This window comes from Protofrankia sp. BMG5.30 (assembly GCF_001983005.1).
Lineage (GTDB): Bacteria > Actinomycetota > Actinomycetes > Frankiales > Frankiaceae > Protofrankia > Protofrankia coriariae.
The window spans coordinates 39358-57783 of record NZ_MOME01000012.1 but is presented as its reverse complement, the minus strand read 5'-3'; the positions used below and the strand labels follow the sequence as shown (position 1 = coordinate 57783).

14 protein-coding genes are annotated in these 18426 nt (G+C 71.3%); 11 read left to right on the top strand and 3 right to left on the bottom strand.

Annotation, left to right across the window (positions count from 1 at the left end; genetic code table 11):
• Positions 1-74: 74 nt before the first annotated feature.
• Positions 75-1526 carry a transcriptional regulator gene (locus tag BL254_RS07930; protein WP_076842954.1) on the bottom strand — a complete coding sequence of 484 codons (1452 nt, stop codon included), beginning with the start codon at positions 1524-1526 and terminating at the stop codon, positions 75-77.
• 288 nt (positions 1527-1814) lie between these two features.
• On the opposite strand from BL254_RS07930, the gene BL254_RS07925 reads away from it, so the two are divergent.
• The 10 genes from BL254_RS07925 (at position 1815) to ligA (ending at position 15427) form a co-directional block, all read left to right on the top strand.
• Positions 1815-2600 (top strand): electron transfer flavoprotein subunit beta/FixA family protein, encoded by a 786-nt coding sequence (locus BL254_RS07925; protein ID WP_043607045.1) that lies wholly within the window; start codon positions 1815-1817, stop codon positions 2598-2600.
• A 14-nt stretch (positions 2601-2614) separates the two neighbouring features.
• Positions 2615-3574: an electron transfer flavoprotein subunit alpha/FixB family protein gene (locus tag BL254_RS07920; RefSeq protein WP_076842953.1), complete on the top strand. Its 960-nt coding sequence runs from the start codon at positions 2615-2617 to the stop codon at positions 3572-3574.
• Positions 3575-4087: 513 nt separating this feature from the next.
• A complete protein-coding gene (gene icmF, locus BL254_RS07915) occupies positions 4088-7342 on the top strand; it encodes a fused isobutyryl-CoA mutase/GTPase IcmF (protein ID WP_076842952.1) in 3255 nt (1084 codons plus the stop codon).
• 234 nt (positions 7343-7576) lie between these two features.
• Positions 7577-8083 carry a MarR family winged helix-turn-helix transcriptional regulator gene (locus BL254_RS07910; RefSeq protein ID WP_076842951.1) on the top strand — a complete coding sequence of 169 codons (507 nt, stop codon included), beginning with the start codon at positions 7577-7579 and terminating at the stop codon, positions 8081-8083.
• Between the two features lie 144 nt (positions 8084-8227).
• Positions 8228-8476 carry a DUF1679 domain-containing protein gene (locus BL254_RS25810; protein ID WP_139342216.1) on the top strand — a complete coding sequence of 83 codons (249 nt, stop codon included), beginning with the start codon at positions 8228-8230 and terminating at the stop codon, positions 8474-8476.
• Between the two features lie 710 nt (positions 8477-9186).
• On the top strand, positions 9187-9501 hold the full coding sequence (locus BL254_RS07895; protein WP_076842950.1) for a helix-turn-helix transcriptional regulator: 315 nt from the start codon (positions 9187-9189) through the stop codon (positions 9499-9501).
• Between the two features lie 150 nt (positions 9502-9651).
• The gene (locus BL254_RS07890; protein WP_076842949.1) at positions 9652-10839 is read left to right on the top strand and encodes a cysteine desulfurase family protein; all 1188 of its coding nucleotides are present in this window, start codon (positions 9652-9654) and stop codon (positions 10837-10839) included.
• Between the two features lie 5 nt (positions 10840-10844).
• Positions 10845-11900 (top strand): tRNA 2-thiouridine(34) synthase MnmA, encoded by a 1056-nt coding sequence (mnmA, locus tag BL254_RS07885; RefSeq protein ID WP_013874932.1) that lies wholly within the window; start codon positions 10845-10847, stop codon positions 11898-11900.
• A 213-nt stretch (positions 11901-12113) separates the two neighbouring features.
• Entirely contained in the window at positions 12114-13142 is a 1029-nt protein-coding gene (locus BL254_RS07880) for a methionine synthase (RefSeq protein ID WP_052914233.1), read from the top strand.
• A complete protein-coding gene (ligA, locus tag BL254_RS07875) occupies positions 13139-15427 on the top strand; it encodes an NAD-dependent DNA ligase LigA (RefSeq protein ID WP_235433222.1) in 2289 nt (762 codons plus the stop codon). The genes BL254_RS07880 and ligA overlap by 4 nt, the downstream gene beginning before the upstream one ends.
• 48 nt (positions 15428-15475) lie before the next feature.
• Here the strand turns inward: ligA and BL254_RS07870 are convergent, their stop codons facing one another.
• Complete coding sequence (locus BL254_RS07870; RefSeq protein WP_076842948.1) at positions 15476-16204, bottom strand: ACT domain-containing protein; 729 nt, start codon at positions 16202-16204, stop codon at positions 15476-15478.
• Between the two features lie 185 nt (positions 16205-16389).
• Positions 16390-17850 carry a glutamate--tRNA ligase gene (gltX, locus tag BL254_RS07865; RefSeq protein WP_076842966.1) on the bottom strand — a complete coding sequence of 487 codons (1461 nt, stop codon included), beginning with the start codon at positions 17848-17850 and terminating at the stop codon, positions 16390-16392.
• Positions 17851-18119: 269 nt separating this feature from the next.
• On the opposite strand from gltX, the gene gatC reads away from it, so the two are divergent.
• Entirely contained in the window at positions 18120-18416 is a 297-nt protein-coding gene (gene gatC, locus BL254_RS07860) for an Asp-tRNA(Asn)/Glu-tRNA(Gln) amidotransferase subunit GatC (RefSeq protein WP_013874927.1), read from the top strand.
• Positions 18417-18426: the final 10 nt, after the last annotated feature.

The window sequence follows — 18426 nt, the reverse complement described above, 5'->3', positions numbered from 1 at the left end:
ACGATGTTGAACGCGTTGCCGTGGAGCTCATGCCCGTGAAGCTCCCTGCGGATCCGGTCCGCGGCTTCGGCCGGTCACGCGGAGATGGCTGTCGCGGCCACCCTGGTGGGGACGCCGGGGCGGGTCACCAGCGGCGCGGCGTGCCGGCGCCACTCCCGGACGGCGACGACGTCGTCGTGCCGGCTCAGCTCGCGGTCGAGATCGCGCAGCTTCTCGGTGATCCGGGCGGAGTCGAGACTGCTCGCCAGGTCGACCGCGCGGTTCCCGGCGTCCAGGGCGGCTTCGAGATCCGGGCCGGGCCTGCGCAGATAGGACAGGGCGAGATCCGCCTCGGCATAGCTGCGGGTGCGGGTCCGGGACGGAAGCTGCCGGGCGCGGGACTCCAGCAGCAGGGGCTCGGCCTGCTGGGTCCACCCGAGCAGCATGAAGCAGTGGCCCTTGCACTCGGCAACGTCCRTCTCGTTGTAGTGCGCGGACCATGGTGGGTCGTCGTCGCCGCCAGCCCGGTCGAGCTCGGCGTCCATGGCGGTCAGCGCCTTGCAACAGCCGGCCTCGTCGCCGTTGCGGGCCAGGGCCCAGGCGTGCTTGTCGTGCAGCATCACCCGTACCGAGCGGGACGCGACGGAGCGGGAGCGCTCGAGGGCGGCCTTGGCCAGTGCGAGGCTCTGGCGAAGTTGGCCGAGACGTCCGGCCTGGTCGCTCATGGTGGAGAGGATCCGGCTGGCCAGCATGGCGTCCCCGGCGTGTTCGGCGAGGCCGAGCGCCTGAATGTAATAGCGTTGTGCCAGTGACTGACGGTCACAGTCCTGGGCGAGCCAGCCGCTGAACTGGGTCAGMTCGGCCAGCGCGCCGAAGAGATCCGGGGTGTGCCGGGCCTCCAGCGCGGTCCTGGCCCGGTCGTGGAGGAAGGCGACCACCTGTCCACGGATCTCGCCGCTGCCGTACCGGGCGTCAAGTTTGCGGAAGGTCTCGGTCATGTCCCTGATCATCATTGCGGTCGGGGCGGTGGCCGGGGTGTCGTCGTCGACCGTCCTGACGACGCCGGTGAGGCTGGCCAGCACCGAGTCCGCGAAGGCGCTCGCTATGAACGCGCTTCCGTCCTGCAAGAGATCTCGCCTGCGCATGTCGCGTCCTGAGAGTCCGGCGATGGTTCCAAGGGTGCCCGCGGGCTGCTCGGCCACGGTGAGCCCGAAGTCGTCCCCGCGAAATGTCTCACCCCGCCAACCGAGGTCGGTCGGGGTGATCCGGTAGCCCACCAGCGCCGACATCTCGGCGGCGGCGAGCTCGGCCACCATGGGGTCGCGGGGGCGCATGCCGCGACGCCAGTGGCCCACCGTGGTCCTGGCCAACCCGAGCTCGATCCGGCGGTGCCGCCGTGCGCGCTCGTTGACCTGCCGGGCGAAACGGGTGTCGGAGATCGAGGTCTCGGCGAGCAGGCGTGCGAACAGCGTGGGCCTGGATCCATCTTTGTCCGATACAGGGTCATCATCCCGAACGAAGTCGATCAGTTCCGGTTTTCTGTCCATTGTGCCCTCATGGCTCGTGTAATGACTTTTCGTGACGACAGGGTGTTTTTTCAGCCTCGGGACAGAACGTAGTGATGCGATCACGGTGACGGAAGGGACTGTGCAGAAGTCGGCTTGAATGCACACGTGGGTGCCTTCCGGTGGCAACGTGGACGGAGTGTGGCTCCGGGTGTGGGCGGGGCGCGGTACCGGACGCGTCGGCGATCATTGAGCGTGACAACGTTGCCGGTGCGACCATGTCAGGAACAAGCAGACCGATGAAAGTGGCTACGGAGGCCTCGAGGCGTGGTGAACATCGTTGTTACTGTCAAGCAGGTGCCGGACACCTGGGCAGAGAAGAAGCTCGATCCGGTCACCAAGACGATCGATCGTAAGAGTGTGGACAACGTCATAAACGAGATGGACGAATACGGTGTCGAAGAGGCTCTGAAGATCAAGGAAGCCCATGGTGGCGAGGTGACAGTGGTCACCCTGGGCCCGCAGAAGGCCATCGAGACCATCCGCAAGGCACTGTCGATGGGCGCGGACAAGGCCGTGCACATCACCGACGAGCAGCTGGCCGGCTCCGACGCCCTGCAGACGTCCGTCGTGCTCGCGAAAGTTATTTCCACGCTGTCGCCCGACATCGTCATCACCGCAGCCGAGGCCTCTGACGCCCGGGGCGGTGTGCTGGGGGCCCTGCTCGCCGAGCAGCTCGGGCTCCCGCAGCTCACCCAGGCCCGTAAGGTGACCGTCGACCCGGCGGCAGGCACTGTTCGTATCGAACGCCAGGCCGACAACGGCTACGCTCTGGTAGAAGCGTCCACACCGGCGGTCGTCGGTGTCGTCGAGAAGATCAACCAGCCGCGTTACCCGTCGTTCAAGGGGATCATGGCGGCCAAGAAGAAGCCGCTGACCACCGTGTCCGTTGCCGACGCCGGCCTGGATCCCGCCACGGTCGGGCTTGCCAACGCCGCGTCGACGGTGGTGGACGCCCAGCCGGCGCCGCCCCGTCAGACCGGAACGATCGTCAAGGACGAGGGCGACGGCGGTACGAAGGCCGCCGAGTTCCTCGTCGCGCAGAAGCTGATCTGAGGGGTCCTTATCCGATGGCTGAGGTTCTGGTACTCGTCGAGCACGCGGACGGCGAGCCGAAGAAGATCACTGCCGAACTGCTGACGCTCGCCCGGTCGCTGGGCGAGGCGTCCGCGGTCTTCCTCGGCGCTCCCGGCACGTACGAGAAGAGCAAGGATTTCCTGGCGGAGTACGGAGCGTCGAAGGTGTACGTCGTCGAGTCCGACGACGTCGTCGACTATGTGGTGGCGCCGGTGGCCGAGGTCCTGGCCAAGCTGGTGACCGACGTCTCGCCCGCGGCGGTCCTCACGGCCGCCACCGCGGAGGCTCGGGAGGCCGCCGCTCGGACGGCCGCGAAGACCGGGTCCGGTCTGCTCTGGGACGCCGTCGCCGTCGCGGCGGACCTGACCGCGACCCAGGGCATCTTCGGTGGCTCCACGATCGTCACCTCGAAGGTCACCAAGGGGACGCCGATCTTCGTGGTGCGGCCGAACACCACCGCCCCCGAGGCCGCGCCGACCACCCCGGTGACGGAGAACGTCCACATCACGATCTCGGACGTGGCGAAGTCGGCGAAGATCCTCGACCGGGTGGTCGAGGCCAAGTCGGGCCGTCCCGACCTCACCGAGGCGCAGATCGTGGTCTCCGGCGGCCGTGGTCTCGGCGCCGCCGAGCACTTCACGCTGGTCGAGAAGCTGGCGGACAGCCTCGGCGCCGCGGTGGGCGCGTCCCGGGCGGCGACCGACGCTGGCTGGTACCCCCACCAGCAGCAGGTCGGCCAGACCGGCAAGACCGTGTCGCCGCAGCTCTACGTCGCGGTCGGCATCTCCGGTGCGATCCAGCACCGGGCCGGGATGCAGACGTCCAAGACGATCGTAGCGATCAACAAGGATCCGGAGGCGCCCATCTTCGAGTTCGCCGACTACGGAGTCGTGGGTGACCTGTTCAATGTCGTCCCACAGCTCACCGAGGCGATCGAGAAGCGCAAGGGGTAGCCGGGCTGCCGCTTTGCGGCAGCGTGTCCGCGGATGTTCCACCGGTGTCCTTCCGCGGCCTTCCGCGGTCCCTGACGGCCGGATGTTCCCACCCGGGGAACGTCCGGCCGTTGCTGTTTCACCCCCGGCGCGGGCGGCCATCTGGAGCTGGAACCGCCTCGGAACAGCCTGACGAACGCTGGCCGCGGACCCCTGCAGGTCCTGGTGGTGCGCTGGGGGTCCGGGCATCGGAACCCCTGTTCGATCCCGTTTCCCGGTCTCTGGGGCTGGTTCCGGATGATGCTGGTCCGGTGCCCGGTGGTCATCGCCCGGTGGTCATTGCTGATCCAGTGGGCGCCAGCTGGCTGGAACGCCCTCCCGTCGCCTTCCGTTGCGGATGCGGCCGGGAATCTCCGCAAAATGATGATCATGCTGGGGTCTGGACGTCCAGCCTATTGTGTGGGCATCCTAATATCTGCCCATCCAACTATTGGRTGGGGGAGCATGCCCGCCGTTGGTCCGGAGGTTTCGAGGATGGGCGCAGCCAGTCAGTCACCCCTGCACGTCCCGCAGCATCCGGTGCGGGTCGTCACCGTGGCCTCCCTGTTCGACGGCCACGACGCGGCGATCAACATCATGCGCAGGATCCTGCAGTCCCAGGGCGTCGAAGTGATCCACCTCGGCCATGACCGCGGTGTGGAGGAGGTGGTCACGGCCGCGATCCAGGAGGACGCCCAGGCGGTGGCGCTGTCGTCCTACCAGGGCGGGCACGTCGAGTACTTCAGCTATCTGGTCCAGCGGCTGCGCGAGCGCGGCGCCGGCCACATCCGGGTGTACGGCGGGGGAGGGGGCGTCATCGTCCCCGACGAGATCGCCCTGCTGCACTCCCGCGGAGTCGCCCGGATCTTCTCGCCGCAGGACGGGCAGCGGCTCGGGCTGCCAGGGATGATCAATATTATCGTCACCGAGTGCGACACCGACTTGACCACTGACCTGCCGTCGCTGCCGGCGATCACAGCTGGTGACCAGGGTGCGCTCGCCCGGGCGATCACCGTGTTGCAGGGCGGCGCCTCGCCCGAGCTCGCGCGCCAGGTGCGCCAGGCGGCCCGGCCCGGTGTCCCGGTGCTGGGCATCACGGGCACGGGCGGATCCGGCAAGTCCTCGCTGACCGACGAGCTGCTGCGCCGGCTGCGCCTCGACCAGCAGGACAAGCTGCGCGCCGCCGTGATCGCGGTGGACCCGACCCGCCGCCGCGCCGGCGGCGCCCTGCTCGGCGACCGCATCCGGATGAACGTGCTCGGGGACGCCGACGGCCCGTCCACGATCTTCTTCCGTTCGCTGGCGACCCGGGGCGCCGGCAGTGAGCTGCCCGAACGGATCGGCGACGTGATCGCGGCCTGCCAGGCCGCCGGCTACGACCTGGTCGTGGTCGAGACGCCGGGAATCGGCCAGGGTGACACCGGCATCGTCGACCTGGTGGACGTCTCGCTGTACGTGATGACGCCCGAGTACGGTGCCGCGTCCCAGCTCGAGAAGATCGACATGCTGGACTTCGCCGACGTGGTGGCGATCAACAAGTTCGAGCGGTCCGGGGCCGAGGACGCCCGCCGCGACGTCGGCCGTCAGCTGGTGCGCAACCGGGAGGCCTTCGGCTCCTCCTGGGAGGACATGCCGGTGTTCGGGACGAGCGCGGCCCGGTTCAACGACGACGGGGTCACCGCGCTCTACCAGCATCTGACCTCGCTGCTCGGGGCCAAGGGCCTGCCGCTGGCCGCCGGCACGCTGCCGCGGGTGTCGGTCAAGGCGTCCTCGGGGCTGACGAGGGTGCTCCCGGCGTCCCGCGTCCGCTACCTGGCGGAGATCGCCGAGACCGTCCGCTCCTACCACCGGCACAGCGCCGAGCAGGTCGAGGCGGCCCGCCGGCGCCAGCACCTGCGCACGGCGCACCAGGAGCTCGCCGCCGCCGGTGACCGGCACGCGGGGCTCGACGCCCTGCTCGAAGGCGCCGAGAAGGCGCTGGATCCCGGCGTGCGCGAGCAGTTGGACGCCTGGCCGACGACGGTGACGGAGTACTCCGGCGAGGAACTGGTCTACAAGGTGCGCGGCAAGGAGATCCACACGCCGCTGCGCCGCACGACGCTGTCGGGCAGCTCGATACCCCGGGTGGCGCTGCCCCGCATCGGCGACGACGGTGATCTCGTGCGCTTCCTGCGCGCGGAGAACCTGCCCGGCCGGTTCCCGTTCACCGCCGGGGTGTTCCCGTTCAAGCGGATCGGCGAGGCGCCGGCGCGGATGTTCGCCGGCGAGGGTGACCCGTTCCGCACCAACCGGCGCTTCCACTACCTCTCCCGGGGCTCGGAGGCCACCCGGCTGTCCACGGCGTTCGACTCGGTCACGCTCTACGGACGGGACCCGGCGCCCCGTCCCGACATCTACGGCAAGATCGGCACGTCCGGGGTCTCGATCGCGACCCTGGACGACATGAAGGAGCTCTACGCCGGCTTCGACCTGTGCTCGCCGACGACGAGCGTCTCCATGACGATCAACGGGCCGGCTCCGGCGATCCTCGCGATGTTCCTCAACGTCGCCATCGACCAGCAGCTGGAACAGTTCRCCGCCACCGAGGGTCGCCAGCCCACCCCGGCCGAGGCCGCCGAGGTGCGGGCCAGGGCGCTGACGACCGTGCGCGGCACCGTGCAGGCCGACATCCTCAAGGAGGACCAGGGGCAGAACACCTGCATCTTCTCCACCGAGTTCGCCCTGCGCTGCATGGCCGACGTGCAGGAATGGTTCATCGACCACGGCGTCCGCAACTTCTACTCCGTGTCGATCTCCGGCTACCACATCGCGGAGGCCGGGGCGAATCCGATCAGCCAGGTCGCGTTCACCCTCGCCAACGGCTTCACCTACGTCGAGGCCTACCTCGCCCGCGGCATGCGCATCGACGACTTCGCGCCGAACCTGTCGTTCTTCTTCTCCAACGGCCTGGACGCGGAGTACACCGTCATCGGCCGGGTGGCCCGGCGGATCTGGGCGGTGGCCCTGCGCGAGCGCTACGGTGCCGCCGAGCGGTCGCAGAAGCTCAAGTACCACGTCCAGACCTCCGGCCGTTCCCTGCACGCCCAGGAGATGGACTTCAACGACATCCGCACCACGCTGCAGGCCCTGTGCGCCATCTACGACAACTGCAACAGCCTGCACACCAACGCCTACGACGAGGCGGTGACCACTCCGACCGAGCACTCCGTCCGCCGCGCGCTGGCCATCCAGATGATCATCGACAAGGAGTGGGGGCTGTCCGGCAACGAGAACCCGCTCCAGGGCTCCTACATCGTCGAGGAGCTCACCGACCTCGTGGAGGAGGCCGTACTCGCCGAGTTCGAGCGGATCTCCGAGCGCGGCGGTGTGCTCGGCGCGATGGAAACCGGCTACCAGCGCGGCCGTATCCAGGACGAGTCCATGCTCTACGAGCAGCGCAAGCACGACGGCAGCCTGCCGATCGTCGGGGTGAACACCTTCCTCGACCCCGACGCGGAGGACAGCTCGCAGGGTCCCATCGAGCTCGCCCGGGCCACGGAGGAGGAGAAGGTCTCACAGCTCGAGCGCCTCGCCGACTTCCAGGCCCGGCACGCCGAGGAGGCCCCCGAGGCGCTGCGCCGGCTGCGTGAGGCCGCGGCGGCCGGCGAGAACGTCTTCGACGTTCTCATCGACGCGGTCCGGCACTGCTCGCTCGGTCAGATCAGTGACGCCTTCTTCGAAGTCGGTGGCCGGTATCGTCGTAATGTCTGAGCAAACCTAGTTTCCCAGCGCCCTGGCTGGCCAGGGCAGCGCGGTCGTGATTCGCTCGCGTCCGGGGTTCCCGCCGGATCCGGTGGGAACCCCGGATTCGGCGGGTCTCCGGCAGGTCCGGGAGGCCCACGTTTCCCAGGAGTCCACGGCGGCCCGATGGGTCCGCGGCGGCACGGGAAACGAGGCCCGTGCTGTTCCGGCCGACCGGCCACGTCGTGGAGGAGCCGTCCGACCGTGTCCTTTCCCAAACCTCTGCCGTTCGACCCCATCGAGGAGGCGCGCAAGCAGTGGACGGCGCACGGATGGGCCGAGGCTGCTGACGGGATGGCGGCTGTCACGTCCGTGATGCGCGCCCAGCAGATCATCCTGGCCCRGGCGGACGAGGTGCTGCGCCCCTTCRAGCTGACCTTCGCCCGCTACGAGCTGCTCGTGCTGCTGCTGTTCAGCCGGGCCGGCTCCCTGCCGATGAGCAAGGTCGGCAATCGCCTGCAGGTGCATCCGACGAGCGTGACCAGCGCGGTCGACCGGCTGTCCTCGCAGGGCCTGGTCCGCCGCATCCCGCACCCCACGGACCGGCGCACGACCCTGGCCGAGATCACCGCGGCCGGCCGGGAGGTGGCGACCGCCGCCACCGTCGAGCTCAACCGGCGCCTCTTCGCCGACCCGGGCTTCCCGCCCGAGCAGGTCGGCCCGCTCGTCGAGATCCTCCGGGAGTTCCGCAGCCGCGCCGGCGACTTCTGACCTGCCAGCCCGTCAGCCCACCGGCCTCCGCCAGGCCACCCTTGAGTTGATGGCCGCCTGGCACGGCACGACATGGGATCGCCGGGGCGTCGGCGGCACGGAACGGCTGACCGTGGGGTCGGCGCTCTTCCGTCAGGTCGCCGAATGGTTCCTCTTGGCAACACCTACGTCGTCCCCGGCGAAGGCCGGCGTTTCCTCGACTGGCAGACGGTCTGCCCGGCCCCCTGGTCGGAGGACGTCAACTACTTCCTCACCGGTGCGCTGACGGTGGAAGACCGCAGGAAGCACGAGGTGGAGCTGCCATCAACGCGCTTCGGTCCGCCGTGGGCGAGCGCGCCCCGGCCTTCGACGAGGCTTGGCTCGCCTACCGCCGGCACCAGTTGCACGGCCTGATGTTCGCGTTCTGCCCACCCGACATGCAGCCGGAGAACGTCTGCGCCCAGATGGGAGTCCGCTACGGGACCGCCGCCGCTGACCTCGAGACGCTGGGCGTCTTCGAGCTGTGGCCGGTCCGCGGGCAAGGCCAAATCCAGTCGGACCCGCCCGGGCAACCCCTGTCCGCAAGGCATGTTCGGCGCCGCGGCGATAGCACGACCAGCCCCACCGGCAGCCAGAAACCGACGCGCGACAGCGCGCTGGCAGCTCGGTGTGCCCAGCTACCCGCGACTGGTTCCGACAAGCCGCCGACGGCGGCCCAAGCCGGACGGCGCATCCAGGCCTCAGGTGCCACTTGATTACGGGCTGTTGATAACACATGTGTTATCAACGAGCGGTGGTATGGCAGGTTCTGGTCCATCCCGACGCTGACGTCGAGCTGAGCAAGATCCCCGCGAGGGAGCGTGCCGCTGTCGTCACCGCCTCGACAAGCTGCGTGCCATCGGGCCCACGCTCGGCCATCCACACACCAGCGACATCAGGACCGCCTGGCGCCTGCGGGAACTACGGCCACGACAGGGCCGTAGCCCGTGGCGTGCTTTCTACCGGCAGCTCGGATCCGCCCTGGTCGTCGGCGCCTTCGGCCCAGAGACTGACACCGACCCGAAGGGTTTCGCAAGAGCCATCAGGTCGGCCGAGCAGCGACTTGACGATATGGAGACCGGCGTATGAAGATCTCTGATCTCAAGCTCCTCGACCAGGTCRTCGAGGAGCAGCGCGAGGATGCCGAGTTCCGTGACGAGTGGGACCGGATGGCCTTCGCCCGTGATGTCGCCAACAGGATGCTCCGGTACCGGACCGAGCACGGTCTGAGCCAGCGTGATCTGGCGGCCATCGTCGGCCTGGCGCAGCCCCAGATCACCAGGCTGGAGAACGCCGACCACCAGCCTTCCTTCGACACGCTTGCGAAGCTGAGCCGGGCCACCGGGCTCGAGTTCCACTTCGAGATCGCCCGTGCGGGTGTCGTGCTGGTCGACGCGTGATCCTTGGTGAGGTTCCGGCCGGGATGAGGACATTCCGTCGCCGCAAGGTGGCCGGGGTGCGACGGGGTGTGCTGGGGATGTCGTCGCGTCGGGTTGCGGACTCCCGGGCACCGGCCGGATTCGCGGCGGTGCGCGGATATCCTCGGTGATGTGACCTACCTCGACCATGCGGCGACCACGCCGATGCGTCCGGAGGCTGTGGCCGCCTACAACGCGGCGCTCGCGGACGGCGGGAACGCGTCGTCGCTGCACGCCAGCGGCCRTCGTGCACGTAGGGTGGTTGAAGAATCGCGTGAGGCGCTGGCCGCCGCACTGCGCGCCCKCCCGTCCGAGGTGGTCTTCACCGCCGGCGGCACCGAGAGCGACAACCTGGCCATCAAGGGGCTGTACTGGGCCCGCCGGGCCGCCGAGCCGCGCCGGCACCGGGTACTCGTCAGCGCGGTCGAGCACCGGGCCATCCTCGACGCCGTGATCTGGCTCGCCGAGGCGCAGGACGCCCAGGTCGAACTGCTCCCGGTGGACGCCACCGGAATGGTGCGCCCCGACGCCCTCGCCGCGGCGATCGCGCGGGATCCCGACAGCGTCGCCCTGGTCAGCGTGATGTGGGCGAACAACGAGGTCGGGACTGTCTCGCCGATCGCGGAACTCGCCGCGGTCGCGCACCGTTACGGGATCGCGTTCCACACCGACGCCGTCCAGGCCGTCGGGTCGATCCCGGTGTCGTTCGAGGACAGCGGCGCGGACGCGCTGACGGTCAGCGCGCACAAGCTCGGCGGCCCGATCGGCATGGGCGCGCTGCTGGTACGCCGCGGCCTGACACTGGCGCCGCTGACGCACGGCGGCGGGCAGGAGCGCGATGTCCGCTCCGGCACCCTGGACACCCCGGGGGTGGCCGCCTTCGCGGCGGCGGCGTCGGCGGCGGTCGCCGAGCAGCCGGTCGAGTCGGTGCGGCTGGCCGCCCTGCGGGACGGCCTGGTCGCCCGGGTGCTCGCCGCGGTGCCGGGCGCGGTGGCCAACGGTGCGCCCGCCGGCCCCGGCTCCCTGCCCGGTATCGCCCATCTGACCTTCCCCGGCTGCGAGGGCGACTCGCTGCTGCTGCTGCTCGACGCCCACGGGATCGAGTGCTCGACGGGGTCGGCCTGCTCCGCGGGAGTGGCCCAGCCGTCCCACGTGTTGCTGGCCATGGGCGTCGACGAGGCCCGCGCCCGCGGCTCGCTGCGCTTCTCGCTGGGGCGGACGTCCACCGCGAGTGACGTCGACGCCCTGATTCGCGTGATCGCGCCGGTGGTCGACCGGGCGCGCCGGGCGGGGGCGCTCGCCGGGCTGTCCGGGGGGTGAGCGGGATGCGTGTGCTTGCGGCGATGTCCGGGGGCGTCGACTCGGCGGTGGCGGCGGCCCGCGCGGTGGACGCCGGCCACGACGTGACGGGCGTGCACCTGGCCCTGTCGAAGTCGCCCGATTCGCACCGCACAGGCGCCCGCGGCTGCTGCACCGTCGAGGACGCCCGGGACGCCCGCCGCGCCGCCGACGTCCTCGGAATCCCCTTCTACGTGTGGGATCTCGCCGACCGCTTCGAGCATGACGTCATCGACGAGTTCGTCGCCGCCTACGAGGCCGGCCGGACGCCCAACCCGTGCGTGCGCTGCAACGAGCGGATCAAGTTCGCGGCGGTGCTGGAGCGGGCGCTGGCCCTGGGTTTCGACGCGGTGGTCACCGGCCATCACGCGCAGCTTTCCGGGGCGGTGCTGCGCCGTTCGGTCGACCCTGGCAAGGACCAGTCCTACGTRCTGGGGACGCTGCGCCCCGACCAGCTCGCCCACGCGATCTTCCCGCTGGGGGACACGACGAAGACCGAGGTCCGTGCCGAGGCCGCCCGCCGCGGCCTCGCGGTCGCGGACAAGCCCGACAGCCACGACATCTGCTTCATCGCCGACGGCGACACCGGCCGCTGGCTGCGGGACCGGCTCGGCACCCAGCCCGGGCCGGTGGTGGACGCGGCCACCGGCGAGACGCTGGCGGAGCACGACGGGGCCTTCGCGTTCACGATCGGCCAGCGCCGCGGCCTGCGCCTGGGCCGGCCCGCGCCCGACGGCAGGCCACGCTACGTCCTCGACATCTCTCCGGTGACCCGGACGGTGACGGTCGGCCCGGCCGAGGCACTCGACGTCTCCCACCTGGTGGCCGACCGGGCGGTCTGGCCGTACGAGGGGCCGGTGGTCTGCGCGGCGCAGGTCCGGGCGCACGGACGGGCGGTGCCGGCCATCGCCGAGGGCGTCGGCGACGAGCTGCGCGTGACCCTGGACGAGCCGCTGCGCGGTACCGCCCCCGGCCAGGCCGTCGTCCTCTACGACGGTGACCGTGTCCTCGGCGGCGGCCATGTCATCCGGCTCGGGCGCTGACAGGAGGCCCGGGTACCGCGGGGCGCGGGTACCGCGGGGTCCGGCCGGCCTTTCCCCGCTCCTCTGCCCGCTCCTTGGCACCTGTTTCGACACCTGTTTCCCGCGGACGGCGATTCCGATGACGGTGATGAGCCCGTGACACCATTCACCACCATGCCTGACATCGCACCCGCCGACGCATCCACAGCAGTGCCCCCCGGCGCACCCACCGCTGTGCCCGCGACAGCGCCCGCCGCCGGCCGCCTGTGGGAGCCGGGGGCGGCGACCGGCATCGGGTCGCTGCCGGGGAGCGACCCGGTCGAGGCGTGCCGGCTGGTCTTCGACGAGCTGCCCGACCTGCCGCACCTGCCCGAGCTGCCGGCCCGCGGCCCCGGCGCCGACATGATCGGCCGTTCGGCGGGTCTGCTTGCGGACATGCCGGTCGACCTGCAACCGTCCGGGTGGCGGCTGGTACCGCGTCCCGGAATGGACCTGCGCCGCACCCGGGACCTGCTCGCCCGCGATCTCGACGCGCTGGGTGAGGTCGCCGCCGGCTACACCGGGCCGCTGAAGGTCGCCGTCGCCGGCCCGTGGACGCTCGCCGCCACCGTCGAGCTGCCCCGCGGGCACAAGGCCCTCAAGGACGCCGGCGCCAGCCGGGACATCGCCGAGGCCCTGGCCGAGGGACTCGCCGCCCACCTCGCCGGCATCGCCCTGGCCGTGCCCGGCGCCCGCCTGATCGTGCAGGTCGACGAGCCCTGCCTGCCGGCGGTGCTCGCCGGTGAGGTCCGCACACCCAGCGGTTTCGGGGTGCTCCCCGCGGTGGAGGAGGGTGTTGTCGTCGACCGGCTGCGGACGCTGCTGGCCGCCACCGGGGTGCCCACCGGGGTGCACTGCTGCGCGTCCGCGCCGCCGCTGGGAGTGCTGCGGCTGGCGAAGGCGGCCTTCGCCAGCGTGGATGCGACCCTGCTGACGCCCGCCGACGACGACGCCGTCGGCGAGGCGGTCGAGGCCGGGGTCGCGCTGATGGTCGGGGTGGTGCCGGCGCGGGGCGCGGAACTGTCGGAACTGTCGGACGCCCGTCGTACCTTCGAGCCCGTCCGGTCGATGTGGCGGCGGCTGGGGTTCGCCCCGGAGCAGCTTCGGGAGGTGGTCGTGGTGACTCCCACCTGTGGTCTCGCGGGTGCGACACCCGCCTATGCCAGGGCGGCGCTGCGGCGTTGCCGCAAGGCGGGCCGGGCACTGGCGGACGGCTCGGTATGAGCCCGCTCGACATCTCGAGTCCGGACGCCCCCCCGGGCGTGGCCGGCGCGCCGGCGGCCGAGGCAACGGTGGATGCTCCCCCGGACGCGGGCGGCTCCCCGGACGCTTCCCGGAGCGTGACGCCGGGGAGCGGGCCCGAGCCCCGACCCGACGGTGAGCTCCCCGCCGGTGGCGACGCCGAGCTGTCGGCGCCGGGCGTCGCGGTCGACGAGATCCCGGCGCGGACGCGGGCGCGGGCGGCGGAACTGGCCCGGGAGCTGGGCGAACACGCCTTCCGGTACTACGTTCTGGACTCCCCGACCGTCTCCGACGCCGAGTACGACCGGCTCATGGCCGAGCTGACGGAGATCGAGACCCGTTACCCGGGGCTGCGCACGCCGGACTCACCTACCCAGAAGGTCGCCGGCGCCATCTCGACCCTGTTCACCCCGGTGGAGCATCTGGAGCGGCTGCTCTCGCTGGACAACGTCTTCACGGAGGTGGAGTTCGAGGCGTGGGCCGCCCGCGTCACCCGGGAGGCCGAGGTGGACGCCTGGCTGTGCGAGCTGAAGATCGACGGTCTCGCGGTCGACCTGGTCTACGAGGACGGCTACCTGGTGCGCGCGGCCACCCGCGGTGACGGGCGGACGGGGGAAGACGTCACCCCGAACATCCGGACCCTCGCGGCGGTGCCGGGCCGGCTGCGCGGTGGGAGCGTGCCCGGGCTGCTGGAGGTCCGCGGCGAGGTCTTCTTCCCGACGGCGGCCTTTACCGAGCTCAACGCCACGCTGGTCGCCGCCGGCGACAAACCGTTCGCCAACCCGCGCAACGCCGCCGCCGGCTCCCTGCGGCAGAAGGACCCGCGGGTCACCGCCGGCCGCCCACTGTCCATGATCATGCATGGGCTCGGCGCTCACCGCGGCTTCGACGTCACCTCCCAGTCCGAGGCGTACCAGCGGATGGCCGAACTCGGCCTGCCCGTCTCCACGCACCACGAGGTGCTGGCGAGCGTCGCCGAGGTCGAGGCGTTCGTCCGCCGGTGGGGCGAGCACCGCCACGACGTCGAGCACGAGATCGACGGTGTGGTGGTGAAGGTCGACGCCTTCGGTCTGCAACGCCGCCTCGGCGCCACGTCGAAGTCCCCGCGCTGGGCGGTGGCCTACAAGTACCCGCCCGAGGAGGTCACCACCAGGCTGCTCGGCATCGAGGTCAACGTGGGCCGCACGGGGCGAGTCACCCCGTTCGGCCGCCTGGAGCCGGTCAAGGTCGCCGGCTCCACCGTCGGCCTCGCCACCCTGCACAACGCCGACCAGGTGGAACGCAAGGGCGTGCTGATCGGCGACACCGTCGTCCTGCGCAAGGCCGGGGACGTGATCCCGGAGATCGTCGGCCCGGTCGTGGACCTGCGGGACGGTTCCGAACGCGCCTTCGTGATGCCCACCCACTGCCCGGAGTGCGGCACCGAGCTGGTGCGTCCCGAGGGCGAGGTCGACGTCCGCTGCCCGAACACCGTCTCGTGCCCGGCGCAACTGCGCGAGTCGCTGTTCCACTTCGCCTCCCGTGGCGCCCTGGACATCGACGGCTTCGGCTACGAGACGGCGACCGCCCTGCTGGAGGCCGGCCGGGTACGCGACGTCGGCGACGTCTTCCACCTCACCGCCGAGTCGTTCGCCGAGTTGCGCGGCTTCGCCAAGAAGAAGATCGACCAGATTCTGCGCGGGGTGGAGGCGGCCCGGCGGCAGCCACTGTGGCGGCTGCTGGTCGGGCTGTCCATCCGGCACGTGGGCCCGAGCGCGGCCCGGGCGCTGGCCCGCGAGATGCGCTCGGTGGACGCCATCGCCGCCGCGTCCACCGAGACGCTGGCCGCCGTCGACGGCGTGGGCCCGACCATCGCCGCGACCGTGGTGGACTGGTTCGCCGACCCGCGCCACCAGGACATCCTGGAACGGATCCGTTCCGGTGGGGCGCGGTTCGCCGACGCCGGCGCGGACGACGGGCCCGGCCCGCTCACCGGCGTCACCGTCGTGATCACCGGGACGCTGGTGGGCTGGAGCCGGGACTCCGCCACCGAGGCCGTCCAGGCCCGCGGCGGCAAGGTCACCGCCTCGGTGAGCAAGAAGACGGCCTTCGTGGTGGTCGGCGCCGACCCGGGGGCGAGCAAGTACGACAAGGCCCGCGCCTGGAAGCTGCCGATCCTCGACGAGGCCGGCTTCGCCGTCCTGTTGGAGCAGGGCCCGCAGGCCGCGGCCCCGCTCGCGCTCCCGCCGGAACCGGACGACGGCCCACCGCAACCAGCCGACGGGTAGCCCGAGCCACGCCCCGCCGGTGGCCGGGGCGGGATGGTTGTTCGGGTGTCAGGTGGGGGCTGGCGAGGCGTGGCGGTTGCGCACGATCGTGGCGGCTATGCCGGCGAGATGGGCCAGGCGCTGGACCTCGGAGGCGCGGAAGCGCGGGCCGCCGGGCCGTCCGACGAGCACCGCCAGCTCGGAGCTGCCTCCCGGGGGAGTACCCACCGGCGCCACCGCGAGCTCCATGCCGAGCGCGCTCCAGCGCGGCGGGAACCAGCCGCTGTCCGCGCCGAGGCCGCGCGCCCGGTCCAGAGGTAGCGACAGCAGTTCGGGGCGCACCTTCTTCGGGCTGGTCAGCTCGTCACCGCCGAGGTCGGGGGCGCCGAYGGAGGATTCGACGACCCGGATGTCGCCGGGCGCGACCCGTTCGAGCAGCACCGCCCAGTCGGCGTGGAACACCGCGCCGACGAACCCGGTAAGGACGGCGAGCGCGTCGTCGGGCCGGGCGGTCAGCGCTTCGACGAGGTCCAGGTCGTCTCTGATCCCGACCCCGCCGGCCGGGTACGGGCGCAGGGACTCCACGCTCACCCCGGGCACGGAGCAGGCCGCGGTCAGCACGGTGTCGGYCAGCCCGTTCGGGGGCAGTTCGACGACGAGATCGTCCACGGCACCGCGCGCGCCGCGCTCGACCACGCTCAGGCTGACGATGTCGATGCCGGCCTGGCCGAGGGCGGTCGCGACGGCGCCCAGGGCGCCGGGACGGTCCGGCAGGACGAGGCGTAGCAGGTACGACATGTGGTCAAGGATGCATTCTGTGCATGCCAGCTTGGTGGCAACAACGTCACGTGCAGGTATCAGTGCTGGTCATCTAGTGTATCCGGGTCGCTGTGGCCGGCAGTGAGTCACGCAGATATTCACGTTGCGTCACCTCGGAGTGGGAAGAACGGGAGCCGTGCCCCGTACCGGACGCCTGGCTCCCATCAGGTGAGCCGGGCCAGGGCCGCGCGCAGGCGGGCGAGCGTCCGCTGGGGGCCGAGGGCCGCGAGCGTCTCGAACAGCGGCAGCCCCACCGAGCGGCCGGTCACCGCCACCCGCACCGGCGCCTGCGCCTTGCCCAGCTTCAGCCCGTGGGCGAGACCGACCTCCTCCAGCCGCGCCTTGAGGGCCGCCGCGTCCCACCCCTGGCCGCCGTGCTCGCCCTGGCCGCTCGCCCCGTCCGTCCCGTCCGTCCCGTCGTCGCCGCCCTCGGCGGCCAGCCGGGTGTAGGCGTCGACGGTGGCCGTGAGCAGGGCGGCCGCGGTGTCCCGGTCCTTCGTGGCCTTCGCCCACGCCGCCTCGTCGACGACCGGGGTGTCGAGGAAGAGGAAGTCCACCAGCGGCACGATCTCGGACAGCAGCACCAACCGGGTCTGCGCGAGCGGCGCGACCGCCGCGAACACCTCCGGGTCGTAGGCGTCGGCGTCCCACGGGGTGGACGGCCCGGTCAGCCACGGCTGGCAGGCTGCGACGAACTCCTCGACGGTCAGCGCCCGGATGTACTCGCCGTTGAACGCGCGCAGCTTCGTCACGTCGAAGAACGCCGGGGCGGAGTTGACCTCCTCCAGCCGGAACTCGTTCTCGATGACCTCCCAGGGGACGATCTCCCGGTCGCCCGAGGGCGCCCAGCCGAGCAGCATCAGGTAGTTGCGCATGGCCGCGGCCAGGTAGCCCTCGGCGCGGAAGTCCTCCAGCGCCACCCTGTCCCGCCGCTTGGACAGCTTCTGCCGCTTGGCGTTGACCAGGATCGGTGTGTGCGCCCACAGCGGCGGCGGGGTGCCCAGGGCCTCCCACAGCAGTTGCTGTTTGGGCGCGTTGGACAGGTGCTCCTCGGCCCGGATGACGTGGGTGATGCCCATGGTCACGTCGTCGACGACGTTGGCCAGCAGGAAGGTCGCCGAACCRTCCCCGCGGGCGATGACGAAGTCCTCCAGCAGGGCGTTGTCGAACGCGGGCTTGCCGCGCACCAGGTCGTCGACGATCGTCGCGCCCTCGTCCGGCGTCCGGAAGCGCACGGCGCGGCCCTCGGCGGCGGCGAGCCCCCGGTCGCGACAGAAGCCGTCGTAGCCGCGGTGGCTGTCCCCGGTCCGGGCGAGGAGGTCCTCGCGCGAGCAGTCGCAGTAGTAGGCGCGCCCGGCGGCGAGCAGCCGGGCGATCGCCTCCCGGTGCGCGGTGGCGTTCGCCGACTGGAAGTAGGGACCTTCGTACTCGTCCGGCCCGACGCCGAGCCAGGCCATCGCGTCGATGATCCCCTGCGTCCACTCGGGGCGGCTGCGGGCGGCGTCGGTGTCCTCGATCCGCAGCACGAGCGAACCGCCGGACTGGCGGGCGACCACCCAGTTCAGCAGCAGGGACCGGGCGTTGCCGACATGGAACATGCCGGTCGGGGACGGCGCGAAACGCAGCCGGGGAACGACGCTGACCACCCTCGCACCGTATCGCCCGAGCACACGAAGTCGTCGCTGGCCGRCACGCCACAGGCCGATCGGACGGGTCGGACCGTACGATGACCACAGCGTCGTACGCGGGCCAGGTCGTACGCGGGCCGGCCTGGGGTCGGCTCCCGTCCGTCGCCGTCCGCTGTCGGCGCGTACGCGGGTCAGCAGGCCACCGCGGGTCAGCAAGCCATGAGGTGATCGGAAGGTCATCGGGAAGTCAGAGGGTCGTAACCGGTATGGCGATTACCAGGGACGAGGTCGCGCACCTCGCCCGCCTGTCGCGGCTGGCGCTGTCGGAGGAGGAACTCGACACGCTCGCCCCCCAGCTCGATGTGATCATCGGCGCGGTCGCCCGGGTCGCGGAGGTGGCCGCCGGCGACATCCCGCCGACGACGCACGCCGTCCCGCTGACGAACGTGTTCCGGGCCGACATCACCGGTCCGTCCCTGCCGCGCACCGACGCTCTCGCCGGCGCGCCCGCCACGCAGGACGGCCGCTTCCGGGTGCCGCGCATCCTCGATATGGACGAGTGAGGGTTCCTGT